Source organism: Streptococcus sp. A23 (assembly GCF_043674155.1).
Taxonomy (GTDB): Bacteria; Bacillota; Bacilli; order Lactobacillales; family Streptococcaceae; genus Streptococcus; species Streptococcus suis_V.
The window spans coordinates 53,873-71,392 of the sequence record NZ_JBIMJP010000011.1 but is presented as its reverse complement, the minus strand read 5'-3'; the positions used below and the strand labels follow the sequence as shown (position 1 = coordinate 71,392).

The window sequence follows — 17,520 nt, the reverse complement described above, 5'->3', positions numbered from 1 at the left end:
TAGCCCTCCAATAAACCTTATTTTATCATGTTTTAGCTCATTTGACAACTACTCAAACCAACTTCTTATATTGTCTATGAGGGTGCGTGCTCGCTCAGGTAGCTGGGCATCAATGATTTGTTGCTTGGTTTCTTCTAGAAGCTGTCTTGCTCGGTCACTGATTTCCTGGATTTGCTCTGGGCTGATGACCGGCTCTGTCGGTCCTGTCTCCACTTGATTGATAGGCACAATGCCATTCATGGCGTAAGCATTGTCCACTGTAAATGGTGTCCCGCTGGTCTGACTCAAGAGATTGGCCGCAACTGTTTGGAAGAGCACAGGCGCCTTCCAGGAATTATTGGCATCGATATAGTGGGTCTCGTCAGTCTTTTCAAAACCAACCCACTGGCTGATAACCAAGTCAGGTGTATAGGCGATAATCCACTGGTCATTGATAAGAGAGACATCAAAGTTGGTCTCGGTAGTCCCCGTCTTTCCGGCTAGATTGTAGCCGTAGACATCCGCATTGACCCCTGTACCGTTGGTAAAAGTTCCCAGCATCATAGAGGTCATCTTGTCTGCCACTGACTTATCGATCACCTTGGTCGACTGAGAACGGTGGTCCACAATGACCTTGCCATTGGCCGTTTCAATACGGCTAATCAGATGAGCATCCTTCATGGTCCCATGGTTGGCAAAGGCACCATAGGCCTGGGCCATTTGCAGGGCATTGGTCTCCACACCAGATCCTATAGCCACTCCTAGTACCTTTTCAACCTTATTCATGTTCAGGCCAAATTTTTTCCCGTATTCAAAGGCGGTGTCAATCCCCAAGGTGTCGACAATGGATGCCACAGGCAAATTGTAAGACAGGGCTAAGGCTTGGTACATTGGAATAGATTCCGATGTAGACAGGTCATTATTCTGCAAGGTATAGGTCCCGTAGGTCGTCGTGTGGTTGTCCAGCTCTTTATCAATTTCCCAGCCTGCCGACACTGCCGGAGCATAGGCAACCAAGGGCTTGATGGTCGAACCCGGACTTCTCTTGGCCTGGGTTGCGAAATTGAAGTTACGGAAGGCATAATCTTCGGATGAATTAACCCGCCCAACCAGCGCTCGAACGCCACCTGTAGACGGATCCAGGGCCACGCTTGCCCCCTGAGCATAGGAACTATCATAGGCAGACTGCGGGAAGAGACTCTCATCATTAAAAATCACCTGGAGATTAGCCTGAGAGGTCTGGTCCATCTCCGTATAAATCCGGTAGCCGTTGTTGATAATGTCACTTTCTTTCAATCCATATCGGTCAATGGCCTCTGCAATAACCGCATCAAAATAAGAGGGATAGGCATAGTTGCTAGCCTTGCCCGCATAAGCATCGTAGAGCTGACTGCCCACGTCCACCTGCATTCCTGCATCAGCAGTTGCCTGATCAATAAACTGGGCATCCACCATGACCTGCAAAATAGTATTACGGCGGTTGGTCGCATTTTCAATGGAATAATAAGGATTGTAAATCTCAGGCCCCTTGAGCATGCCGGCTAAAACAGCCGATTGCTCCAGACTCAAATCGCTAGCATTAACCCCAAAATACTTGAGACTAGCATCCTGAACCCCCCAGACCCCGTTGCCAAAATAGGCATTGTTGAGGTACATGGTCAGGATTTCCTGCTTGCTATATTTTTTATTGATTTCAAGGGCCAGGAAATACTCCCTCGCCTTCCGGCTAATGGTCTGGTCCTGAGTCAGGAAGGCATTTTTGGCCAACTGCTGGGTAATGGTCGAACCACCGCCAGACCGGCCCAAGGTGAGGAAGGCCAGTAGGGTCCGCTTGTAGTTGATACCAGAATTTTCATAAAAAGTCCTGTCTTCCGTAGCGATGACGGCATTTTCCAGATTATCCGAAATGGCATCCAGCTCCACATAGGTTCCTTTCTGCCCCGACAGGGTACCAGCTTCCAAACCGTCCTTGTCATAGATAACCGTCTTGGCCTTGAGGGCCTCCTGCAAATCGCCAACATTTGCGGTCTTGGCTAGGAAGAAGAGATAGCCTCCCACCGTCAGTATCAAAACACCCAGAATAATCAGCAGAATTTTAGTCAGCTGGTAACGGCGCCAAAATTTGCGAACAGGCTCTGGAATCCGACTTTCCTTTTTAGGTTTATCCGACCTGTCACGATTGCCCCGGGCTGAGCGACGGCTAAATTTGGTTTTCTTCCCACTTTCTAAATATGGCAGGTCTATGTTTTTCGTTTCTCCCATGTCAGACTCTGCGCTTGTAAATTGGTCGCTAGTATAGGCCTTGGTCTGGTCCAGAGACTCAAAATCCTCTGGTACTTCAATGGGATCAAACTGCAAATCGTCCTTGTCCATGCCCCCTCCTCTTTCTCTAGTTTTGGACTATTATACTATATCGGCCCAAATTTTTCAGCTACCAATCCTTTGGTTGAACTGTGACAGCCCATAAAATCGGTCTCAGGACTGAAAATATGGTAGAATAGGACTATTCTCTATTGATAAGGAAAAGACTATGACTGAAATCTACGACATTACCATTATCGGCGGTGGTCCTGTTGGGCTCTTTGCTGCCTTCTACGCCCATCTGCGCCAGGCCAAAGTCAAAGTGATTGATTCGCTGCCCCAACTCGGTGGACAACCCGCCATCCTCTATCCTGAAAAATCCATCCTGGACATTCCTGCCTTCCCAAGCCTGACTGGTCAAGAATTGACGGACAACCTGCTTGCCCAGTTAGCCCCATTTGACACCACTATTTGCCTCAATGAAACCCTGATAGCTATCCAACCGGGTGAAGTCATCACTTTGACAACCAACAAGGACACCCACCAGACCAAGTCGGTCATCATCGCCATGGGTGGCGGAGCCTTCAAGCCCCGTCCTCTGGAGATTGACGGAGCTGACAGCTATGAAAACGTTCACTACCATGTGTCCAATATCCAGCAGTACGCAGACAAGGACGTCCTTGTCTTGGGTGGTGGCGACTCCGCTGTTGACTGGTCTCTGGCCTTTGAAAAAATCGCCAAAACCACCAGCATCGTCCACCGACGCGACAATTTCCGTGCCCTAGAGCACAGCGTCGAGGACCTGAAAAAGTCTAGCGTCGCCATCCACACTCCCTATGTTCCTAAGGAACTTTCTGGGGAAAATGGCAGAGCTGCTGCTATTCGTTTCGACAAGGTCAAGAGCGAGGACCAGCTCACCCTGAACTTCGACCACCTCTTTGTCAACTACGGTTTCAAATCATCGGTCGGAACCCTGAAAGAATGGGGATTAGACCTGCATCGTCACCGCATTTTAGTCAACAGCAAACAGGAAACCTCACAGGCCGGCGTCTATGCTATCGGCGATTGTTGCTACTACGAAGGCAAGGTTGACCTGATTGCTACTGGCTTTGGCGAGGCTCCGACTGCCGTCAACAATGCTATGAACTACATCAATCCAAACGAAAAAGTGCAACCAAAACACTCAACCAGCCTATGATGAAAATTAACATTCGCATTCCCCAAGCCTTTCCAGAATTGACTGTCAAAGAAGTCTTGGAAGATTATTTTCTCATTCCCAGAAAAATCCGCCACTTCCTCCGCACCAAAAAACACGTCACCGTCAATGGGCAAACCGTTAACTGGCAGAGTTCCATTGCTCCCGGTGACCTGCTAGAATTGACCTTTGATGAGGAAGATTATCCGGAAAAGACGATTCCTATGGGGCAGGCAGACTTGGTCGAAGAGCTCTATCAAGATGAACATCTGATTATCGTTAACAAGCCCGAAGGAATGAAGACCCACGGCAATGAGCCGACGGAAATCACCTTGCTCAACCATGTATCAGCTTATGTCGGTCAAACCTGCTATGTGGTCCACAGGCTGGATATGGAGACCAGCGGAGCCATTCTTTTTGCCAAAAATCCCTTTATCCTGCCCATTCTCAACCGTCTCTTAGAGGATAAGGTCATCTATCGCGATTATCTAGCCCTCTGCCAAGGTCATCTCAAGCAGGAGAGTTGGACCATTACAGACAAAATCGGGCGCGACCGTCATGATCGCAGGAAACGATTGGTCGATCACCGCAAGGGTCAGGAGGCTGTCACTCATGTCAAACAACTGGAAAAAGTCGGCAAGAACAGCCTGATTTCCTGTCGCTTAGAAACTGGACGCACCCACCAAATCCGCGTCCACCTAGCCCACCACGGTCATGCCCTCATTGGCGACCCACTCTATAGCAAAGTCAGCGCTCCCCGCCTCATGCTCCACGCAGCCCGCCTCAGCCTGACCCACCCACTGACACTCGAAGAAATTAGTGTAGAAGCAAGGTCGGAGAGTTTTGAGAAAGAACTGAAAAAAAGCTGAAGTTTCAGCTTTTTAACTTACATATAATTTTATGTTAATTACCCGCTTTACTCATACTCAATGAAAATCAATCTAGCCCAGCTTCAACTGTTTGGGGAACAGTTGAAGGCTGGAAATAGAGCGAACTTGTTCGCCTCAAAAATGCCGAAGGTAGAACTCTGTCGCTCTCTCGTTTCAAGGCGACAGGCTGAAAACCTCCCCCGGATCTTTTCACTCACCAAGGCTCTTGACAACGGATAAGATGATTTTCGAAGAGTATCAAATCCCCTGGCCAATCAGCTGCTCCGTCCACATGACATCATCATAGACAAAACCAAGATTGGTCTCACCGTCCAAACCATAGATAAGACGGACAGATATCTTCTCACCGGCCTTTATTTTCTCAGCCAGATTGACATCATAGGTCCGTAAGTCCAGGGTCAAAGGGAAGTCCGTTGAAAGGTCAATCAGGTTAAAATAATATTCGTCAAAGTAAATATCTTCCTGACCAGGATTTTCCACTTCCAAATCTACCACATAGGCCGAAGGGTAATAATCATCCACCAGATCCACGCTGTCGTCTTGTCCCATGGATTGCACCGTCACGCGCAGGCCATCCGCAAAGTCAACACTTTCTCCGACCTCGTGCTCTCGATAGGTCCTGGTGCTATCAAATTCCGTAGAAGGCTGGTCCAGAGAAAGCTCGCTAAAGCCAAGACCAATGATGAGTAACAAGCAAGTCACCCCTAGCACAAGACTGGCTACAGCGCCAATTATGGTGGTCCAAAAGAGGGGCTGTTTGTAGAGAGCTTTCTTAGGATAGTACATATAGCCGTCTTCGACGACGAAATCTTTCTGCTGCATAGGAACTCCTTATTTCAAGCTGGCTGTAGGCAGGTCGATGCCTGCCTGGCGTAGGGCATCTTGATAAAATCCTAAAAATTGATGGTAGATATTGCTTTGTTGACCATGTGCTACAAATAGATTGACACGGAAAACAAACTGACCATTGGTCGTATTTTGCGGTCCAAGAACTGTCACACCTGTAATCTGATCAAAGTTGCCAACTTCTCTACGGTTGACTTCCTCAATTACTCGACTTACCTGCTCCAAATCGGTGTTAAATTTAAGCGGAATATCTACCTGAGCTCGCATATCTCCACGAGATTGATTGGACACGACAAGGATATTACGATTGGGAATAAAATGCAAGGTCCCATCTGCATCACGTACTTGTGTCGTCCGAATACCCATGCTCACAATGGTGCCTGAAATAGTAATGGGACCGTTGGTTAACTTAACCACATCTCCGACGTCAAACTGTCGTTCAATTAAGATAAAGAATCCATTGACCAAGTCTGAGAGAAAACCTTGTGCCCCCAGCCCAACAGCTACCCCGGCAATCCCGGCTCCTGCAAGAAGACTAGATACCGGTAAGCCTAAAATGCTCAAGATACAATAAATGAGAATAAAGTAGAGCAAATAATTCAGAATACTCTCCACCAGACGGCTAATCGTTTTTTGGCGACCAATGTCTTGTGTAGATACCTTTAGAGAGGGAACCAAAACCTTTTTCACAGAAGCTTTGGCTATCTTCTTGATAATGTAAAATGCAACAAAGAGTAAAACTAGCGATAGAACCTTATTTAGACCTGCTGTCACAATGACCTCAATATTAAATTGAGAAAAATACTTGATAATAAAATCATTCATGAGATAATTATAGCAGAAAAAACTATAAAAACCTAAAAGACAGCCAAATGACTGTCTTTCATCTTATTTCTTCTTTGCAAAATACTGGCGTGTCTCCTTGATGATAACAGGCGAGAGAGCCAGTAAGGCAATCAAGTTTGGAAGAGCCATGAGCCCGTTCACAATATCTGCGATGGTCCAAATCAAGTCCAACTTGAGGAAACCACCTAAGGCAACCATAGCTACAAAGACCAGACGGTAAGGTAAGATGGCTTTGGTTCCAAATAGAAACTCAATACAGCGTTCCCCATAATAAGACCAACCCAGAATGGTCGTATAGGCAAAGAGAACTAAACTGATGGTCAAGGCCAAGACACCTGGCTGTCCAAATACTGTCGAAAAGGCTGCCTGAGTGAGCGGAGCCCCTGCCAACCCTTCTATAGACCACTGACCAGTTACTAGAATCGTCAAGCCTGTCAAGGTACAGATGATGAGTGTATCGATAAAGGTACCCGTCATTGAAATCAAGCCCTGTTCTACTGGATTATCTGACTTAGCTGCTGCTGCTGCAATAGGCGCCGAACCTAGACCAGATTCATTGGAGAACACCCCACGCGCAATCCCACGCTGGATTGCCTGTTGCACGGTCGCACCTGCAAAGCCACCCACAGCTGCTGCTGGGGTAAAGGCTGATGTAAGAGCCATAGCTATGGTTGGCAAGAGCTGATCCCAATGCAGAGCCAAAACGATTACACTTGCCAAGACATACAAAATCGCCATAAATGGGACAATTTTAGTTGAAACATCAGAGATTTTTTCAATCCCTCCGAAGATAAAGAAAGCGATGGAAATGGCAGTTACGATGCTGACCAACTGGGGAGCCAGACCAAAGCTAGCAGACATGGATGAGGCAATGGAATTAACCTGAGAAAAAGTTCCCATCCCCAAGAGGGCCACTAAAACTCCTGAAATGGCAAAGAAAACTGCTAAAGGCTTCCACTTTTGTCCCATCCCCAAGGTGATATAGTGCATCGGACCTCCTGCTGCTTGCCCATTGGCATCCTTGGTACGGTATTTAATGGCTAAAAAGCCTTCTGCATATTTGGTTGCCATCCCGAAAAAGGCCGCCACCCACATCCAGAAGAGGGCACCTGGTCCACCTGTAGTAATAGCTGTCGCAACTCCGACAATATTTCCTGTACCAACTGTCGCTGCCAAAGCTGTACAAAGGGCCGCAAAGCTGGACACATCTCCCTGACCAGACTGGTCACTGGAGAAAATCAAACGAAAGGCCGTTGGCAACTTACTGATTTGAAAGATTCCCAACCGAAGGGTAAAATAGACACCCGTTCCGACCAATAGTAATAAGAGGGGCAGACCCCACACAAGGTTATTAATGTTTTGCATCAATTCTAACATAGCTTCCTCCTAAGTATGATTCCTAATCCTATAAAGCTGCCGGAAAAACAAAAAGAGGCTGAACACTTCAACCTCTAGAATCAACGTGAAAAATACAGAAAAAGCCTATTTTTTCAACGCTCTGTCCTTTTACCTGAGAGTTTCAGTAGCTCTACTTTTCCAAGCAGGACTACCTTGCCCCTTCGGTGCCAAAATGGTCTCTCCAGAGTTCCGTCCATTGAACAGTCAGTTTCCCTTCTACCCAATATCAACCGGTTATTCAGTTTTATCTTGCTCTATTCTAGACTATTTTTCAGGAAAAATCAAGCAAGTTTTCAAAAAATTATTGCAACAACTCCAAAAACAGTCCATATCCTGCTTCTTCCATTTCCTCTCTCGGGATGAAGCGAAGGGCTGCGGAGTTGATACAGTAACGGAGACCGCCTTTATCACGTGGTCCATCATCAAAGACATGACCTAAATGAGCATGACCAGCCCGACTGCGGACTTCAATACGGTTCATGCCGTGGGACTTATCTTGGAAATAAGTCGCCACTTCCTTGCTGATTGGTTTGGTAAAGGAGGGCCAGCCGCAGCCTGAGTCGAATTTGTCTGTCGAGAGAAAGAGCGGCTCGCCAGTCGTAATATCGACGTAGATGCCAGCTTGGTCGCTATTCCAAAACTCATTTTCGAAGGGTCTTTCCGTCGCAGCTTCTTGAGTGACTTGGTACTGGAGGTCGGTCAAGCTATCCTTTAAGACTTGTTGGTCTGGCTTTTGGTAGTCTGCAACATCAATCAGAGGGATTTTTGCCTGCCCAAGATCGATATGGCAGTACCCTTGGGGATTTTTCTTGAGATAATCCTGATGGTAGTCTTCGGCGGGGATGTAATGCGCGAGTGGCTCCACTTCAACGGCTAGGGGGCGTCCGCCAAAGAGCTGGGACTGCTCCGTCATGACCTGCTCGATGGTCGGCAAATCAGCCTCATCCGTGTAATAGATACCAGTCCGATACTGGCGACCTTTGTCAGGTCCCTGCTGATTGATAGAGAAGGGATCAATGACGCGGAAATAGTAGAGGAGAATTTCCCGCAAATTGATACGAGTCTCATCATAGGCTAGATAGAGCGTCTCTGCGTGGTCTGTTTGTTTGAGGAGTTGATAATTGGTCGTCTCCACCTGTCCATTGGCATAGCCAACGCTGGTGTCAAGAATACCATCGATCTGGGAAAAGTAGCCTTCCATCCCCCAGAAACAACCGCCTGCTAGGTAAATTTCTTTCATGTTTGTCTCCTCCTATATCATCTAATCTATTCTTAAAAGTAGGACGCATATTCCTCCCGCCTACTCTATCTCATCTTGAATTTCTTCATTTTTTGTATCTGTGTTGGACAACTTTTGCTCAATATACTGGTCAATATACTGGTAAACCTCCTTAGCATCTGCCTGTGACAAGCTGGCAACCTGGTTGACCTTGACCGTCAATTTCTCTAATCCGTATTTCGACTTTTCCTTGACTAATTTTTCCAATTCTTGTTCGGTCAGTTCTTGTCCGACAATGGTAATCTCCAACTGATTTTTAGTTTTATTATAAGTCCGGCTAAGAATAGTGTGATAGGTAAATTTCTCACTAATGTATTGATTCATGGCATCCTTACGGGCATAGTCTAAGACCAGATTTCCTGCTGAAAGCAGACTCGGAATGGTCAAGGCAAGGACTAGAGCCGTCATACCATATCTCAATTTTGGGTTCAATTTGTTCAATTCAACTGCCTTGGTCCGTCGCATCATAAAGCGGGAGCCGAAAAAGGTGGTCAACATGATGAAGATACAGTTGATCAAAAAGAGGTTAGAGGGCTCCAAAGAAGTACTGGGTATTACCATGAGCCAAGCCAAAACCTGCTGTACAAATAGGAGGCATGAGGGCTGTCGCAATGGCAACACCGGGCACAATATTATTGGCCTCTTTTTTCCGACTGCCAATCACTCCAGCAATTCCGCCAGCAATGGCAATAATAATATCCCAGACTGTCGGCGAAATTCTAGCAGTCAACTCTGTACTGGCTACTGTAATCGGCGAAAGATAGAAATAGATGCTGGATACCAACAGGCTAATAACAACTTCGACAGCCAGCAACTTCAACGCCTTCTTCATCAAGGCAAGGTCATAAATCGCCAAGCCCAGACCAAGCCCAACAATCGGTGTCATCAAGGGGGAAATCAGCATAGCACCGATAATCACTGCCGTGCTATTCATATTTAAACCAACAGAAGCAATAAAAATCGCACACATTAGGATAACCATATCACGAGTCTGTAAATCCAACTCTTCAAAGAGCTTATCACGGTATTCCATGGTTGTAAAATACTTGTTTTTCATATTCTCCACTCTCAGTTTTTTAGGTGACTTTATTATAACAATCTATTTTTTGATAGATAAAAAGGACTTTTCTCAGTCCTTCCTAGCTAGGCAATTTCTGCCAAGATTGCTTTGATTTGGTCTTTGGTATGCACACCTGCTACTTGTTTCACAACCTGTCCGTCTTTTTTGAACAATAGAGTTGGGATAGACATGATTCCAAATTGACGAGCTGTGTTTGGATTCTCATCAACATCCATCTTGTAGATACGCAGTTCATCTTCATCCACTTCGCCTGCTAATTGCTCTAAGATTGGTGCTTGCATGCGGCATGGACCACACCAAGGTGCCCAAAAGTCAACAAGGACTACGCCTTCTTGTGTTTCAACTTCAAAGTTTGCATCTGTAATAACTTGAACCATGATTTTCTCCATTTCTGATTTTGGTACTATCATTCTACACCAAATGAAGAGAGAATGCGAATTTTTGCTACGGGATGAGAGTGGAGATAGGCATGTCGAAAAAATAGTGACTTAAAACGGACTATTGTCAAGCCAAGCTAGACCGCAGGGAGCAAGCGTGAAATAGAAAATGGTTCTTCCTGTCAAATCCAGTTGTAGCAACGGGACAAGATGACGGAGTAGGTGCTACGGAGCAAGAAATTGAATAGACATACTTTGGATATCTTAAATTGAAAAGCAGATTGAACAAGTGAAACTAGACCGTAAGGATACCAGAGGGGACTAATAATCCCTTTGACTTGCCAGGTTCATTGCCAAAAGAAAAAAGTTGAACCTTTTCAACTTTTTTCCGTCAAATCCACCACGTAGGTCAATTCTTGATAGGCATCTTCTATGTCAAAGAGACCCAAGCCAGCTTCTTCACTGACTACATAAACACCTTCTCTCAAATAGTAGGGAACTTGCTGACCTTCAATATCTGAAAAGGACAATCTACCTCGCTCTAAATCAATTCCAAAACGGATGGTTGGGATGTCTTTGGGTGCTCCGACGACTAGATAGTCCGAGCAAACTAGCTGTCCGCCCCATTTTTGATACAAGTGATTGGCTACATCTCCCTCTCTGGTAAAGATGGCTAGTTTCTCTACACCTTGCTCTCTCAACTCCTGCTCTGCTTTTTCAAAAAGCGCCTGGGCAATACCCTGACCTTGAAAATCAGGGTGGACTGCTAGGTTAGTAAAATAAGCTGTCCGCTTACTTGGTGCGTAAATATAAGACTGGCTGCACTCTTCCGTGTAAATATCGATGTCGATTAGACCAACAATTTGTCCGTTTACTTCAGCCACCCATTCCACGCGGTAGTCATAAACGTCTGTCATTAGTTCGGGCTTCTCTGTTTCTCTATCATCAAAGAATGGGGAAAAGAGGTAGCTGAGTGCCTTGCAATAAACCCAGCCTTTTTCATCACTGGTTTGATAGTTTCTGATAATCATAATGTTACTCATAGCTCCTTACTTAAAGGTCACAATGGTACAGCCTGATCCACCAGCATTTTGTGGGGCGTAGCCGAACTCCTTGACCTGCTTGTTGCGACGGAGGTACTTGGTCACTCCTTCTCGGATGACTCCAGTACCGATACCGTGAACAATATCGACTTGGGCCATATTGTTAAGCAGGGCCTGGTCGATGAATTCATCCAATTCCATCATAGCCTCTTCGTAGCGTTTGCCACGGAGGTCTAAGCGGGCTTTTGGTCCTCGTACATTGGCACGTTTAACTGTATGAACCTGGCGCTTCTTAGGCTGCTCTGCCTTCTCCACCTTAACTAGCTCAAACTCCTCCTTAGTCAAGGTCATCTTAATCAAGCCCACCTGTGCTTCCCAACGGCCGTCCTTTAGTTGATTGGTCAAGGTACCACGTTGTCCATAGGCTGTGACGATAATATCATCACCCACCTTGGCAGCACGCTGGATTTTGGCTTTTTTCAGCACCTTGTTTTTAGACAAATCCACCACTTCAGGCGCCAATTTTTTCAGCTCGGCCTTGGCTTCGATAATCTGATGGGGTTTGAGGCTGGCTGCTGCATGGAGATTTTTGAGAATGTCCTCACTTTCTGCCAAAGCCAAGTCAACGATTTCCCTAGCTTCCAGACGGGCCTTATTGAGCTCGTTTTCTCTCTCACGATTGAGTTCGTCATAGAGTTTGCGGAGAGCCCTGTTCATCTTAAAGTTTTCTTGTTCTACTTCATGAATCTTATCTAGTCGATGGCGACTTTCAACTGTCTGACTTTCCAATTTCTCGATAACGCGGTTCACATCGCTATCTGTATCGGTCCAAGACTGGGCTGACTGGATGATGATATCCGATAAACCTAAACGCCGGGCAATTTCAAAGGCATTGGAGCGACCAGGAACACCCTGCATAAATTTATAGGTCGGACGCAGGCTATTGGTATCAAATTCCATGCTAGCATTTTCAATACCTGAGGTTTCTATCCCGTAAGCCTTGAGCTCAGGGTAGTGGGTAGTCGCCATTGTCTTGATCCCCCGCAGGCGAAGGTCATCCAAAATAGCCATTGCCAGCGACGCACCCTCTTGGGGATCTGTACCCGCCCCCAACTCGTCAAAGAGAATGAGGGAATCCTGATCCGCCTCCGCCAAAATCGCTACCGTATGGGTCATGTGACTGGAGAAGGTCGATAAACTCTGCTCGATGGACTGTTCATCACCAATATCCGCAAAAATTTCCTTGAAAACAGCGACCCGACTACCCTTATCAGCCAAGATTGGTAAGCCAGACTGGGCCATAAGATGGGTCAAACCCAAGGTTTTGAGCATGATGGTCTTACCACCCGTGTTGGGACCTGTAATCACAATAGCCGTCAACTGACTACCAAAATAAAGGTCGTTGGGTACAGGCTGGGCAATCAGAGGATGGCGGACATTGAGCAGGGCAATATCCTGCTTATCAGAAAGCCTAGGAACCACCGCCTTGTACTCACGCGCAAAAAGATGTTTGCCACGAATAAAGTCCAAATGACCAATGACCCAAGCATTATTCCGAATAATACCGCTATGTGGTCGCAACATATCCGACAATTCCTGCAAGATCCGACTAATTTCATGCCGTTCTTCTGCACGCAAGTGACTAATGTCTTCATTTAAACTCACTACAGCCCGTGGTTCAATATAAACGGTCGAGCCAGAAGCGGAAATATCGTGGACAACCCCTGCAATCTTATTCCGATAGGTATTTTTTACAGGAAGAACATTGCGACCGTTCCTACTAGCCAGGATAGTATCTGACAGCATATCGCTCTTGTTCTTCAAAATATCCTGCATGACCTGACGGACCTGATCCTCTGCTTCACGGATTTTCCGGCGGATTTTTGCCAGTTTTTCAGAAGCAAAATCCTCTACAAAACCAGCATCATTGATGGACTGGAGCGAGCCTTGCAAGTGAGGAAAGAGCTCAATTTTTTCAAAGAGCTTGTCCAGCTGACTGAGGCTGACATTTTCAAGATTGCCATAAAAATCCAAGAGGGACTTAGATACTTCCAAGACTTTCTTAACTGCCAATAGCTCACTGATATTCAGGTCTGTATCCAATTCCAAACGGCGCATAGCTGGATTGATGTCATTGGTCGCTGAGAGGCTAAAGTAAGGACTTTCGACAAAGATTTGCCCCATGTCCGATAATTCATCAAAGGCCTGCTGGATACGGTTGATGTCCACCATGGGCTCCAGTTGCCGTAATTCGTCCAAGCCCTGGTCTGTCAGCAGATAGGGCTCAATTTTTCGTCTTACCTTGTGAAATTCAAGGGTTTCAATAATTTTATGATTCATACTTTCCTACTTAGAAAAAGAGTAGGTTCCCCTACCCTGTAATATTACTTAGCCAGACAGCCTTGAAAAAATGAGCCGTCGGAATGTACTGGATTAGCAGATTTGCTAGGAAACTTTTCTGGAGTTGCTCCTGTACCAGGTCCACAGGAATAGTCGCCACCAGGACCAAGACCATTTGCAGAGAAAGCAAGGCCACCACTACCGCAATGGCACCACTGATAAGGTTTGATTGGATTGTATCAGGATTGTAGGCTTCCAAGAGGTGGACAAAGATTCCAACAAAACGCATGATGGCATAGACCAGGAGATAGACTGTCAGAAAGGCCAAGCCTGCATAGAAGACCTGGTCCAAATCAAACAGGTATTTTTCATCAAAATAATAGTTAAAGCTACCCTGGGTTGCATTGGCAAAGGGTACCCATAGATAGAGAATCCCTGACAACTTCTTATAGGTCAAGGCCGCCACCAAGATAGCAAAGAGGCTAGAAACACCGTAAAAGCCTTGAAGGACCAGTCCTCGACTATAGCCGATATAAAAACTCCAGGCTAGGAGGATAAGAATTGCAATTGATACCATGTCTACTCCTCAAGCTCATCTAGGTCCAGCAGGGTCACGTTCTTTTTTAAGACCTTTTCTTTCATGGCCGCCAATTCTGCCTCTGTCTTTTCAAAGGCCATCTCGCGGGTCAGCTGGACTGAGAGGGAATTGATAGCCAACAGCAAGGCCAGGGTTTCAGGGTCTGCCTTGGGCATTTTCTCCTTGATGGCCTGGTATTTTTCCTGGGCTAGCTTCTCCACTTCCGTCATAAAACGATTGTCATGCTCGGTCGTCAGGGTTAATTGTTTTTCACCAAATGTAAATTTATATCGATTCAGATTTGCCATTGTACACCTCGCTTCCTATTATACCTCAAAATGGCTATTTTCGCCAATTCCTACTATATAGAGTATTTTCTACGCGCAAAGTCTACAAAGCGGAATTTGTCGATTTTGTGCTTGCTTTCAGTGTATTGGAATTGCTTGGTATCTCCCAGATAGACGCGGGATTTGATGAGGACCAGATAGTCATCTTCATTTTTCATGAGCTCTCGCTCCTCACGGCTGGTCGGCTCAACAGTAATTTCCTTTTGGGCATAGGCAATATCCAGCTTGAGGGTCTTCTCCAGATAATTGTAAATGGAAGATGCAGCAATTTCCTTGGTAATGGTCGGCACAATATCCGCAGACAGGTAGTCAGTATCCACAACCGACACCTTGCCATCAATAGAACGTGTACGGACAACTTTCCAGACCTTGCTATGGGGTTCAAACCCAGTCAAATTCGCCAAGTTGCTACTGATAACAATCTGATCCAGGCTGACTACTTCTGTCTTGGTCTCCAGCTGCAAAGACTCAGCCAATTCCTGGTAGGAAGTCAGACCAGAAACAGGGAAATTCAGCATTTCTTGCTTGAGAACTAGGGAACCTCGGCCCTGAACTTTCTGAATCATACCTCTTTCTGTCAACATAGACAGGGCCTTGCGGACAGTATCACGACTGACACCGTAAATTTCTTGCAGGCGCTGCTCGGTCGGCAGACTGGTTTCAGCAGGGTAGGTATTTGTACGGATTTTTTCCTTTAAGTCATTGTAAATTTCCTGGTATTTCTTCATGATGTCTCCTTAATTTGTAGCCACTTTATCATACAACTACTCTAGTATAACAGAAATTTTATGAAATTTTATAAAAAAATGTTAAAAACGCTTGCAATATTTTTTGAAATCGGATACAATGGTCTTTGTAAACAAAATTTGTTCGTACAAATTTTAAAAAAGACATACTTTTGGGAGATGTCTAAAAATATAAGGTGACGGATTCCATAAGCCGTCTAGAAGGAAAAATATATGGGAAAATTTGAAAAAGAAGCCAAACAGCTCTTGGACGCTATTGGCGGAAAAGAAAATGTTAACGCAGTTACTCACTGTGCAACACGTATGCGCTTTGTTCTTGCGGATGACAAAAAAGCAAACGTCAAAGTCATCGAAGACATTCCTGCTGTAAAAGGAACCTTTACAAACGCAGGTCAGTTCCAAGTCATCATCGGTAACGATGTCCCTCTTTTCTACAACGACTTCACTGCCGTATCTGGTATAGAAGGCGTTTCAAAAGAAGCAGCCAAGTCTGCTGCTAAAAGCAACCAAAATGCCATCCAACGTGTCATGACGATGCTGGCGGAGATCTTTACACCAATCATCCCAGCCCTTATCGTCGGCGGTTTGATCCTCGGTTTCCGCAACGTATTGGAAGGCGTACAATTCCAAGCACTTGGTCAAGCTATGAAAGACGGAGAACTTCTCTTCGATGCAAGCGGCAAGCCAATCTGGAATACCATTGTTCAAGTATCACCATTCTGGAACGGTGTCAACCACTTCCTCTGGTTGCCAGGTGAGGCGATTTTCCACTACCTACCAGTAGGTATCACTTGGTCTGTATCTCGTAAGATGGGTACTTCACAGATTCTTGGTATCGTCCTTGGTATCTGTTTGGTTTCTCCTCAGTTGCTCAACGCTTACGCAGTACCAGGTACAGATGCTGCAACCATTGCTAGCGACTGGTCTTGGAACTTCGGATTCTTCTCAATCGCTCGTATCGGTTACCAAGCACAGGTTATCCCAGCCCTCTTGGCAGGATTGGCCCTTTCTTACCTAGAAATCTTCTGGCGCAAGGTTGTTCCTGAAGTGGTATCGATGATTTTCGTACCATTCCTATCACTTCTTCCAGCAATTATCTTGGCTCACACTGTCCTTGGTCCTATCGGTTGGACAATCGGTCAATGGTTGTCAACTATCGTATTGGCTGGTTTGACTGGCCCATTGAAATGGCTCTTCGGTGCTGTATTTGGTGCTCTCTATGCGCCATTCGTTATCACTGGTCTTCACCACATGACAAACGCCATCGATACACAATTGATTGCAGATACTGGTGGAACTGGTCTCTGGCCAATGATCGCTCTTTCTAACATCGCTCAAGGTTCTGCAGTATTTGCTTACTTCCTCATGAACCGTCACAATGAAAAAGAAGCGCAAGTTTCTCTTCCAGCAACAATTTCTGCATATCTTGGTGTTACTGAACCAGCCCTCTTTGGTGTCAACGTGAAATACGTTTACCCATTTGTAGCTGCTATGATTGGTTCAAGTATCGCAGGCTTACTCTCTGTAACCTTCAACATCCAAGCTGCTTCTATCGGTATCGGTGGTCTTCCAGGTATCTTGTCTATCAAGGCTGAATACTGGGGTGCATTCTTTATGACAATGATTGTTGCGATTGTTGTCCCAATGATTTTGACAGCTGTTTTCAAACGTACAGGTGCATTTTCAAAAAAAGAAGAAACTGTTGAAGAAGTTGTAGTCGTAACTGAAACTGTCGTTGAAACTGGTTCTGCTATCGAATTGATCAGCCCCCTAACTGGTCAAGCAAAAGAATTGTCACAAGCTACTGACCCTGTATTTGCATCAGGTGTTATGGGACAAGGTGTCCTTATTGACCCTAGCGAAGGTCTCTTAGTTGCTCCTGTTGACGGTGAAGTATCTGTCCTCTTCCCTACTAACCACGCTGTTGGTATCACTGCTACAAACGGAGTTGAACTCCTTATGCACATCGGTATGGATACTGTTGGATTGGAAGGCAAAGGTTTCACAGCCCATGTCAAACAAGGTGACAAGGTAAAAGCTGGTGATAAATTGATCAGCTTTGACATCGACGTCATCAAGGCTGCTGGTCTCGTCGCTGAAACACCAGTTATCGTGACCAACCAAACGGATTTCAATACAGAGGTTCTTGGAAACCTTCCTCGTTCAGTAGAACGTGGCCAAGCTATCTTGAAAGCAACAAAAGCATAAACAAAAAGTGTAGAGAGTTGGTGACCCCAACTCTTTGCCGTTGATTACATCATTTTTGAGAAAGGAA

14 protein-coding genes, 1 pseudogene and 1 riboswitch are annotated in these 17,520 nt (G+C 45.7%); of the genes and pseudogenes, 3 read left to right on the top strand and 12 right to left on the bottom strand.

Annotated features, from left to right (window positions below; all coding sequences use genetic code 11):
• Positions 1-48: 48 nt before the first annotated feature.
• Entirely contained in the window at positions 49-2,352 is a 2,304-nt protein-coding gene (pbp2a, locus tag ACHBIE_RS07395) for a penicillin-binding protein PBP2A (RefSeq protein ID WP_394733066.1), read from the bottom strand.
• 157 nt (positions 2,353-2,509) lie between these two features.
• Between pbp2a and ACHBIE_RS07390 the strand changes: the two genes are divergently transcribed.
• Complete coding sequence (locus ACHBIE_RS07390; RefSeq protein ID WP_105161229.1) at positions 2,510-3,478, top strand: NAD(P)/FAD-dependent oxidoreductase; 969 nt, start codon at positions 2,510-2,512, stop codon at positions 3,476-3,478.
• On the top strand, positions 3,478-4,344 hold the full coding sequence (locus ACHBIE_RS07385) for an RluA family pseudouridine synthase (protein WP_394733072.1): 867 nt from the start codon (positions 3,478-3,480) through the stop codon (positions 4,342-4,344). Before ACHBIE_RS07390 ends, ACHBIE_RS07385 begins: the two co-directional genes overlap by 1 nt.
• Before the next feature lie 258 nt (positions 4,345-4,602).
• On the opposite strand, the gene ACHBIE_RS07380 is transcribed toward ACHBIE_RS07385, so the two are convergent.
• The 11 genes and pseudogenes from ACHBIE_RS07380 to treR all read right to left on the bottom strand — a co-directional run bounded on the left by ACHBIE_RS07380 (position 4,603) and on the right by treR (position 15,227).
• Positions 4,603-5,187 (bottom strand): DUF4352 domain-containing protein, encoded by a 585-nt coding sequence (locus tag ACHBIE_RS07380; RefSeq protein ID WP_105161228.1) that lies wholly within the window; start codon positions 5,185-5,187, stop codon positions 4,603-4,605.
• A 9-nt stretch (positions 5,188-5,196) separates the two neighbouring features.
• Positions 5,197-6,036: a mechanosensitive ion channel family protein gene (locus tag ACHBIE_RS07375; protein WP_105161227.1), complete on the bottom strand. Its 840-nt coding sequence runs from the start codon at positions 6,034-6,036 to the stop codon at positions 5,197-5,199.
• Between the two features lie 63 nt (positions 6,037-6,099).
• Complete coding sequence (locus ACHBIE_RS07370; protein WP_394733065.1) at positions 6,100-7,434, bottom strand: alanine/glycine:cation symporter family protein; 1,335 nt, start codon at positions 7,432-7,434, stop codon at positions 6,100-6,102.
• A gap of 111 nt (positions 7,435-7,545) precedes the next feature.
• Positions 7,546-7,650, bottom strand: a riboswitch (glycine riboswitch).
• A 106-nt stretch (positions 7,651-7,756) separates the two neighbouring features.
• On the bottom strand, positions 7,757-8,695 hold the full coding sequence (gene msrB / locus ACHBIE_RS07365; protein ID WP_394733064.1) for a peptide-methionine (R)-S-oxide reductase MsrB: 939 nt from the start codon (positions 8,693-8,695) through the stop codon (positions 7,757-7,759).
• Between the two features lie 60 nt (positions 8,696-8,755).
• A pseudogene (locus ACHBIE_RS07360) lies at positions 8,756-9,791 on the bottom strand (DUF389 domain-containing protein).
• Between the two features lie 86 nt (positions 9,792-9,877).
• A complete protein-coding gene (trxA, locus tag ACHBIE_RS07355) occupies positions 9,878-10,192 on the bottom strand; it encodes a thioredoxin (RefSeq protein ID WP_105108141.1) in 315 nt (104 codons plus the stop codon).
• Positions 10,193-10,569: 377 nt separating this feature from the next.
• Complete coding sequence (locus ACHBIE_RS07350) at positions 10,570-11,223, bottom strand: GNAT family N-acetyltransferase (protein WP_105111746.1); 654 nt, start codon at positions 11,221-11,223, stop codon at positions 10,570-10,572.
• 18 nt (positions 11,224-11,241) lie between these two features.
• Entirely contained in the window at positions 11,242-13,575 is a 2,334-nt protein-coding gene (locus tag ACHBIE_RS07345; RefSeq protein ID WP_394733063.1) for an endonuclease MutS2, read from the bottom strand.
• A gap of 31 nt (positions 13,576-13,606) precedes the next feature.
• The gene (locus tag ACHBIE_RS07340) at positions 13,607-14,152 is read right to left on the bottom strand and encodes a CvpA family protein (protein WP_105111744.1); all 546 of its coding nucleotides are present in this window, start codon (positions 14,150-14,152) and stop codon (positions 13,607-13,609) included.
• 2 nt (positions 14,153-14,154) lie between these two features.
• Positions 14,155-14,460, bottom strand: a complete 306-nt coding sequence (zapA, locus tag ACHBIE_RS07335; protein WP_105111743.1) for a cell division protein ZapA — start codon at positions 14,458-14,460, stop codon at positions 14,155-14,157.
• Between the two features lie 53 nt (positions 14,461-14,513).
• Entirely contained in the window at positions 14,514-15,227 is a 714-nt protein-coding gene (treR, locus tag ACHBIE_RS07330; RefSeq protein ID WP_394733062.1) for a trehalose operon repressor, read from the bottom strand.
• 231 nt (positions 15,228-15,458) lie between these two features.
• Here treR and treP point away from each other — a divergent pair, with 231 nt between their 5' ends.
• Positions 15,459-17,453, top strand: coding sequence for a PTS system trehalose-specific EIIBC component (treP, locus tag ACHBIE_RS07325; protein WP_394733061.1), 1,995 nt, complete (start codon positions 15,459-15,461; stop codon positions 17,451-17,453).
• Positions 17,454-17,520 lie beyond the last annotated feature (67 nt).

Bases quoted from the DNA above. Each gene is read 5' to 3' on its own strand.
- ACHBIE_RS07380 (WP_105161228.1), bottom strand. From the start codon at position 5,187: ATGCAGCAGAAAGATTTCGTCGTCGAAGACGGCTATATGTACTATCCT.
- trxA (WP_105108141.1), bottom strand. From the start codon at position 10,192: ATGGTTCAAGTTATTACAGATGCAAACTTTGAAGTTGAAACACAAGAA.
- ACHBIE_RS07350 (WP_105111746.1), bottom strand. From the start codon at position 11,223: ATGATTATCAGAAACTATCAAACCAGTGATGAAAAAGGCTGGGTTTAT.
- ACHBIE_RS07370 (WP_394733065.1), bottom strand. From the start codon at position 7,434: ATGTTAGAATTGATGCAAAACATTAATAACCTTGTGTGGGGTCTGCCC.
- zapA (WP_105111743.1), bottom strand. From the start codon at position 14,460: ATGGCAAATCTGAATCGATATAAATTTACATTTGGTGAAAAACAATTA.
- ACHBIE_RS07340 (WP_105111744.1), bottom strand. From the start codon at position 14,152: ATGGTATCAATTGCAATTCTTATCCTCCTAGCCTGGAGTTTTTATATC.
- ACHBIE_RS07385 (WP_394733072.1), top strand. From the start codon at position 3,478: ATGAAAATTAACATTCGCATTCCCCAAGCCTTTCCAGAATTGACTGTC.
- treR (WP_394733062.1), bottom strand. From the start codon at position 15,227: ATGAAGAAATACCAGGAAATTTACAATGACTTAAAGGAAAAAATCCGT.
- ACHBIE_RS07390 (WP_105161229.1), top strand. From the start codon at position 2,510: ATGACTGAAATCTACGACATTACCATTATCGGCGGTGGTCCTGTTGGG.
- treP (WP_394733061.1), top strand. From the start codon at position 15,459: ATGGGAAAATTTGAAAAAGAAGCCAAACAGCTCTTGGACGCTATTGGC.
- msrB (WP_394733064.1), bottom strand. From the start codon at position 8,695: ATGAAAGAAATTTACCTAGCAGGCGGTTGTTTCTGGGGGATGGAAGGC.
- ACHBIE_RS07345 (WP_394733063.1), bottom strand. From the start codon at position 13,575: ATGAATCATAAAATTATTGAAACCCTTGAATTTCACAAGGTAAGACGA.
- pbp2a (WP_394733066.1), bottom strand. From the start codon at position 2,352: ATGGACAAGGACGATTTGCAGTTTGATCCCATTGAAGTACCAGAGGAT.
- ACHBIE_RS07375 (WP_105161227.1), bottom strand. From the start codon at position 6,036: ATGAATGATTTTATTATCAAGTATTTTTCTCAATTTAATATTGAGGTC.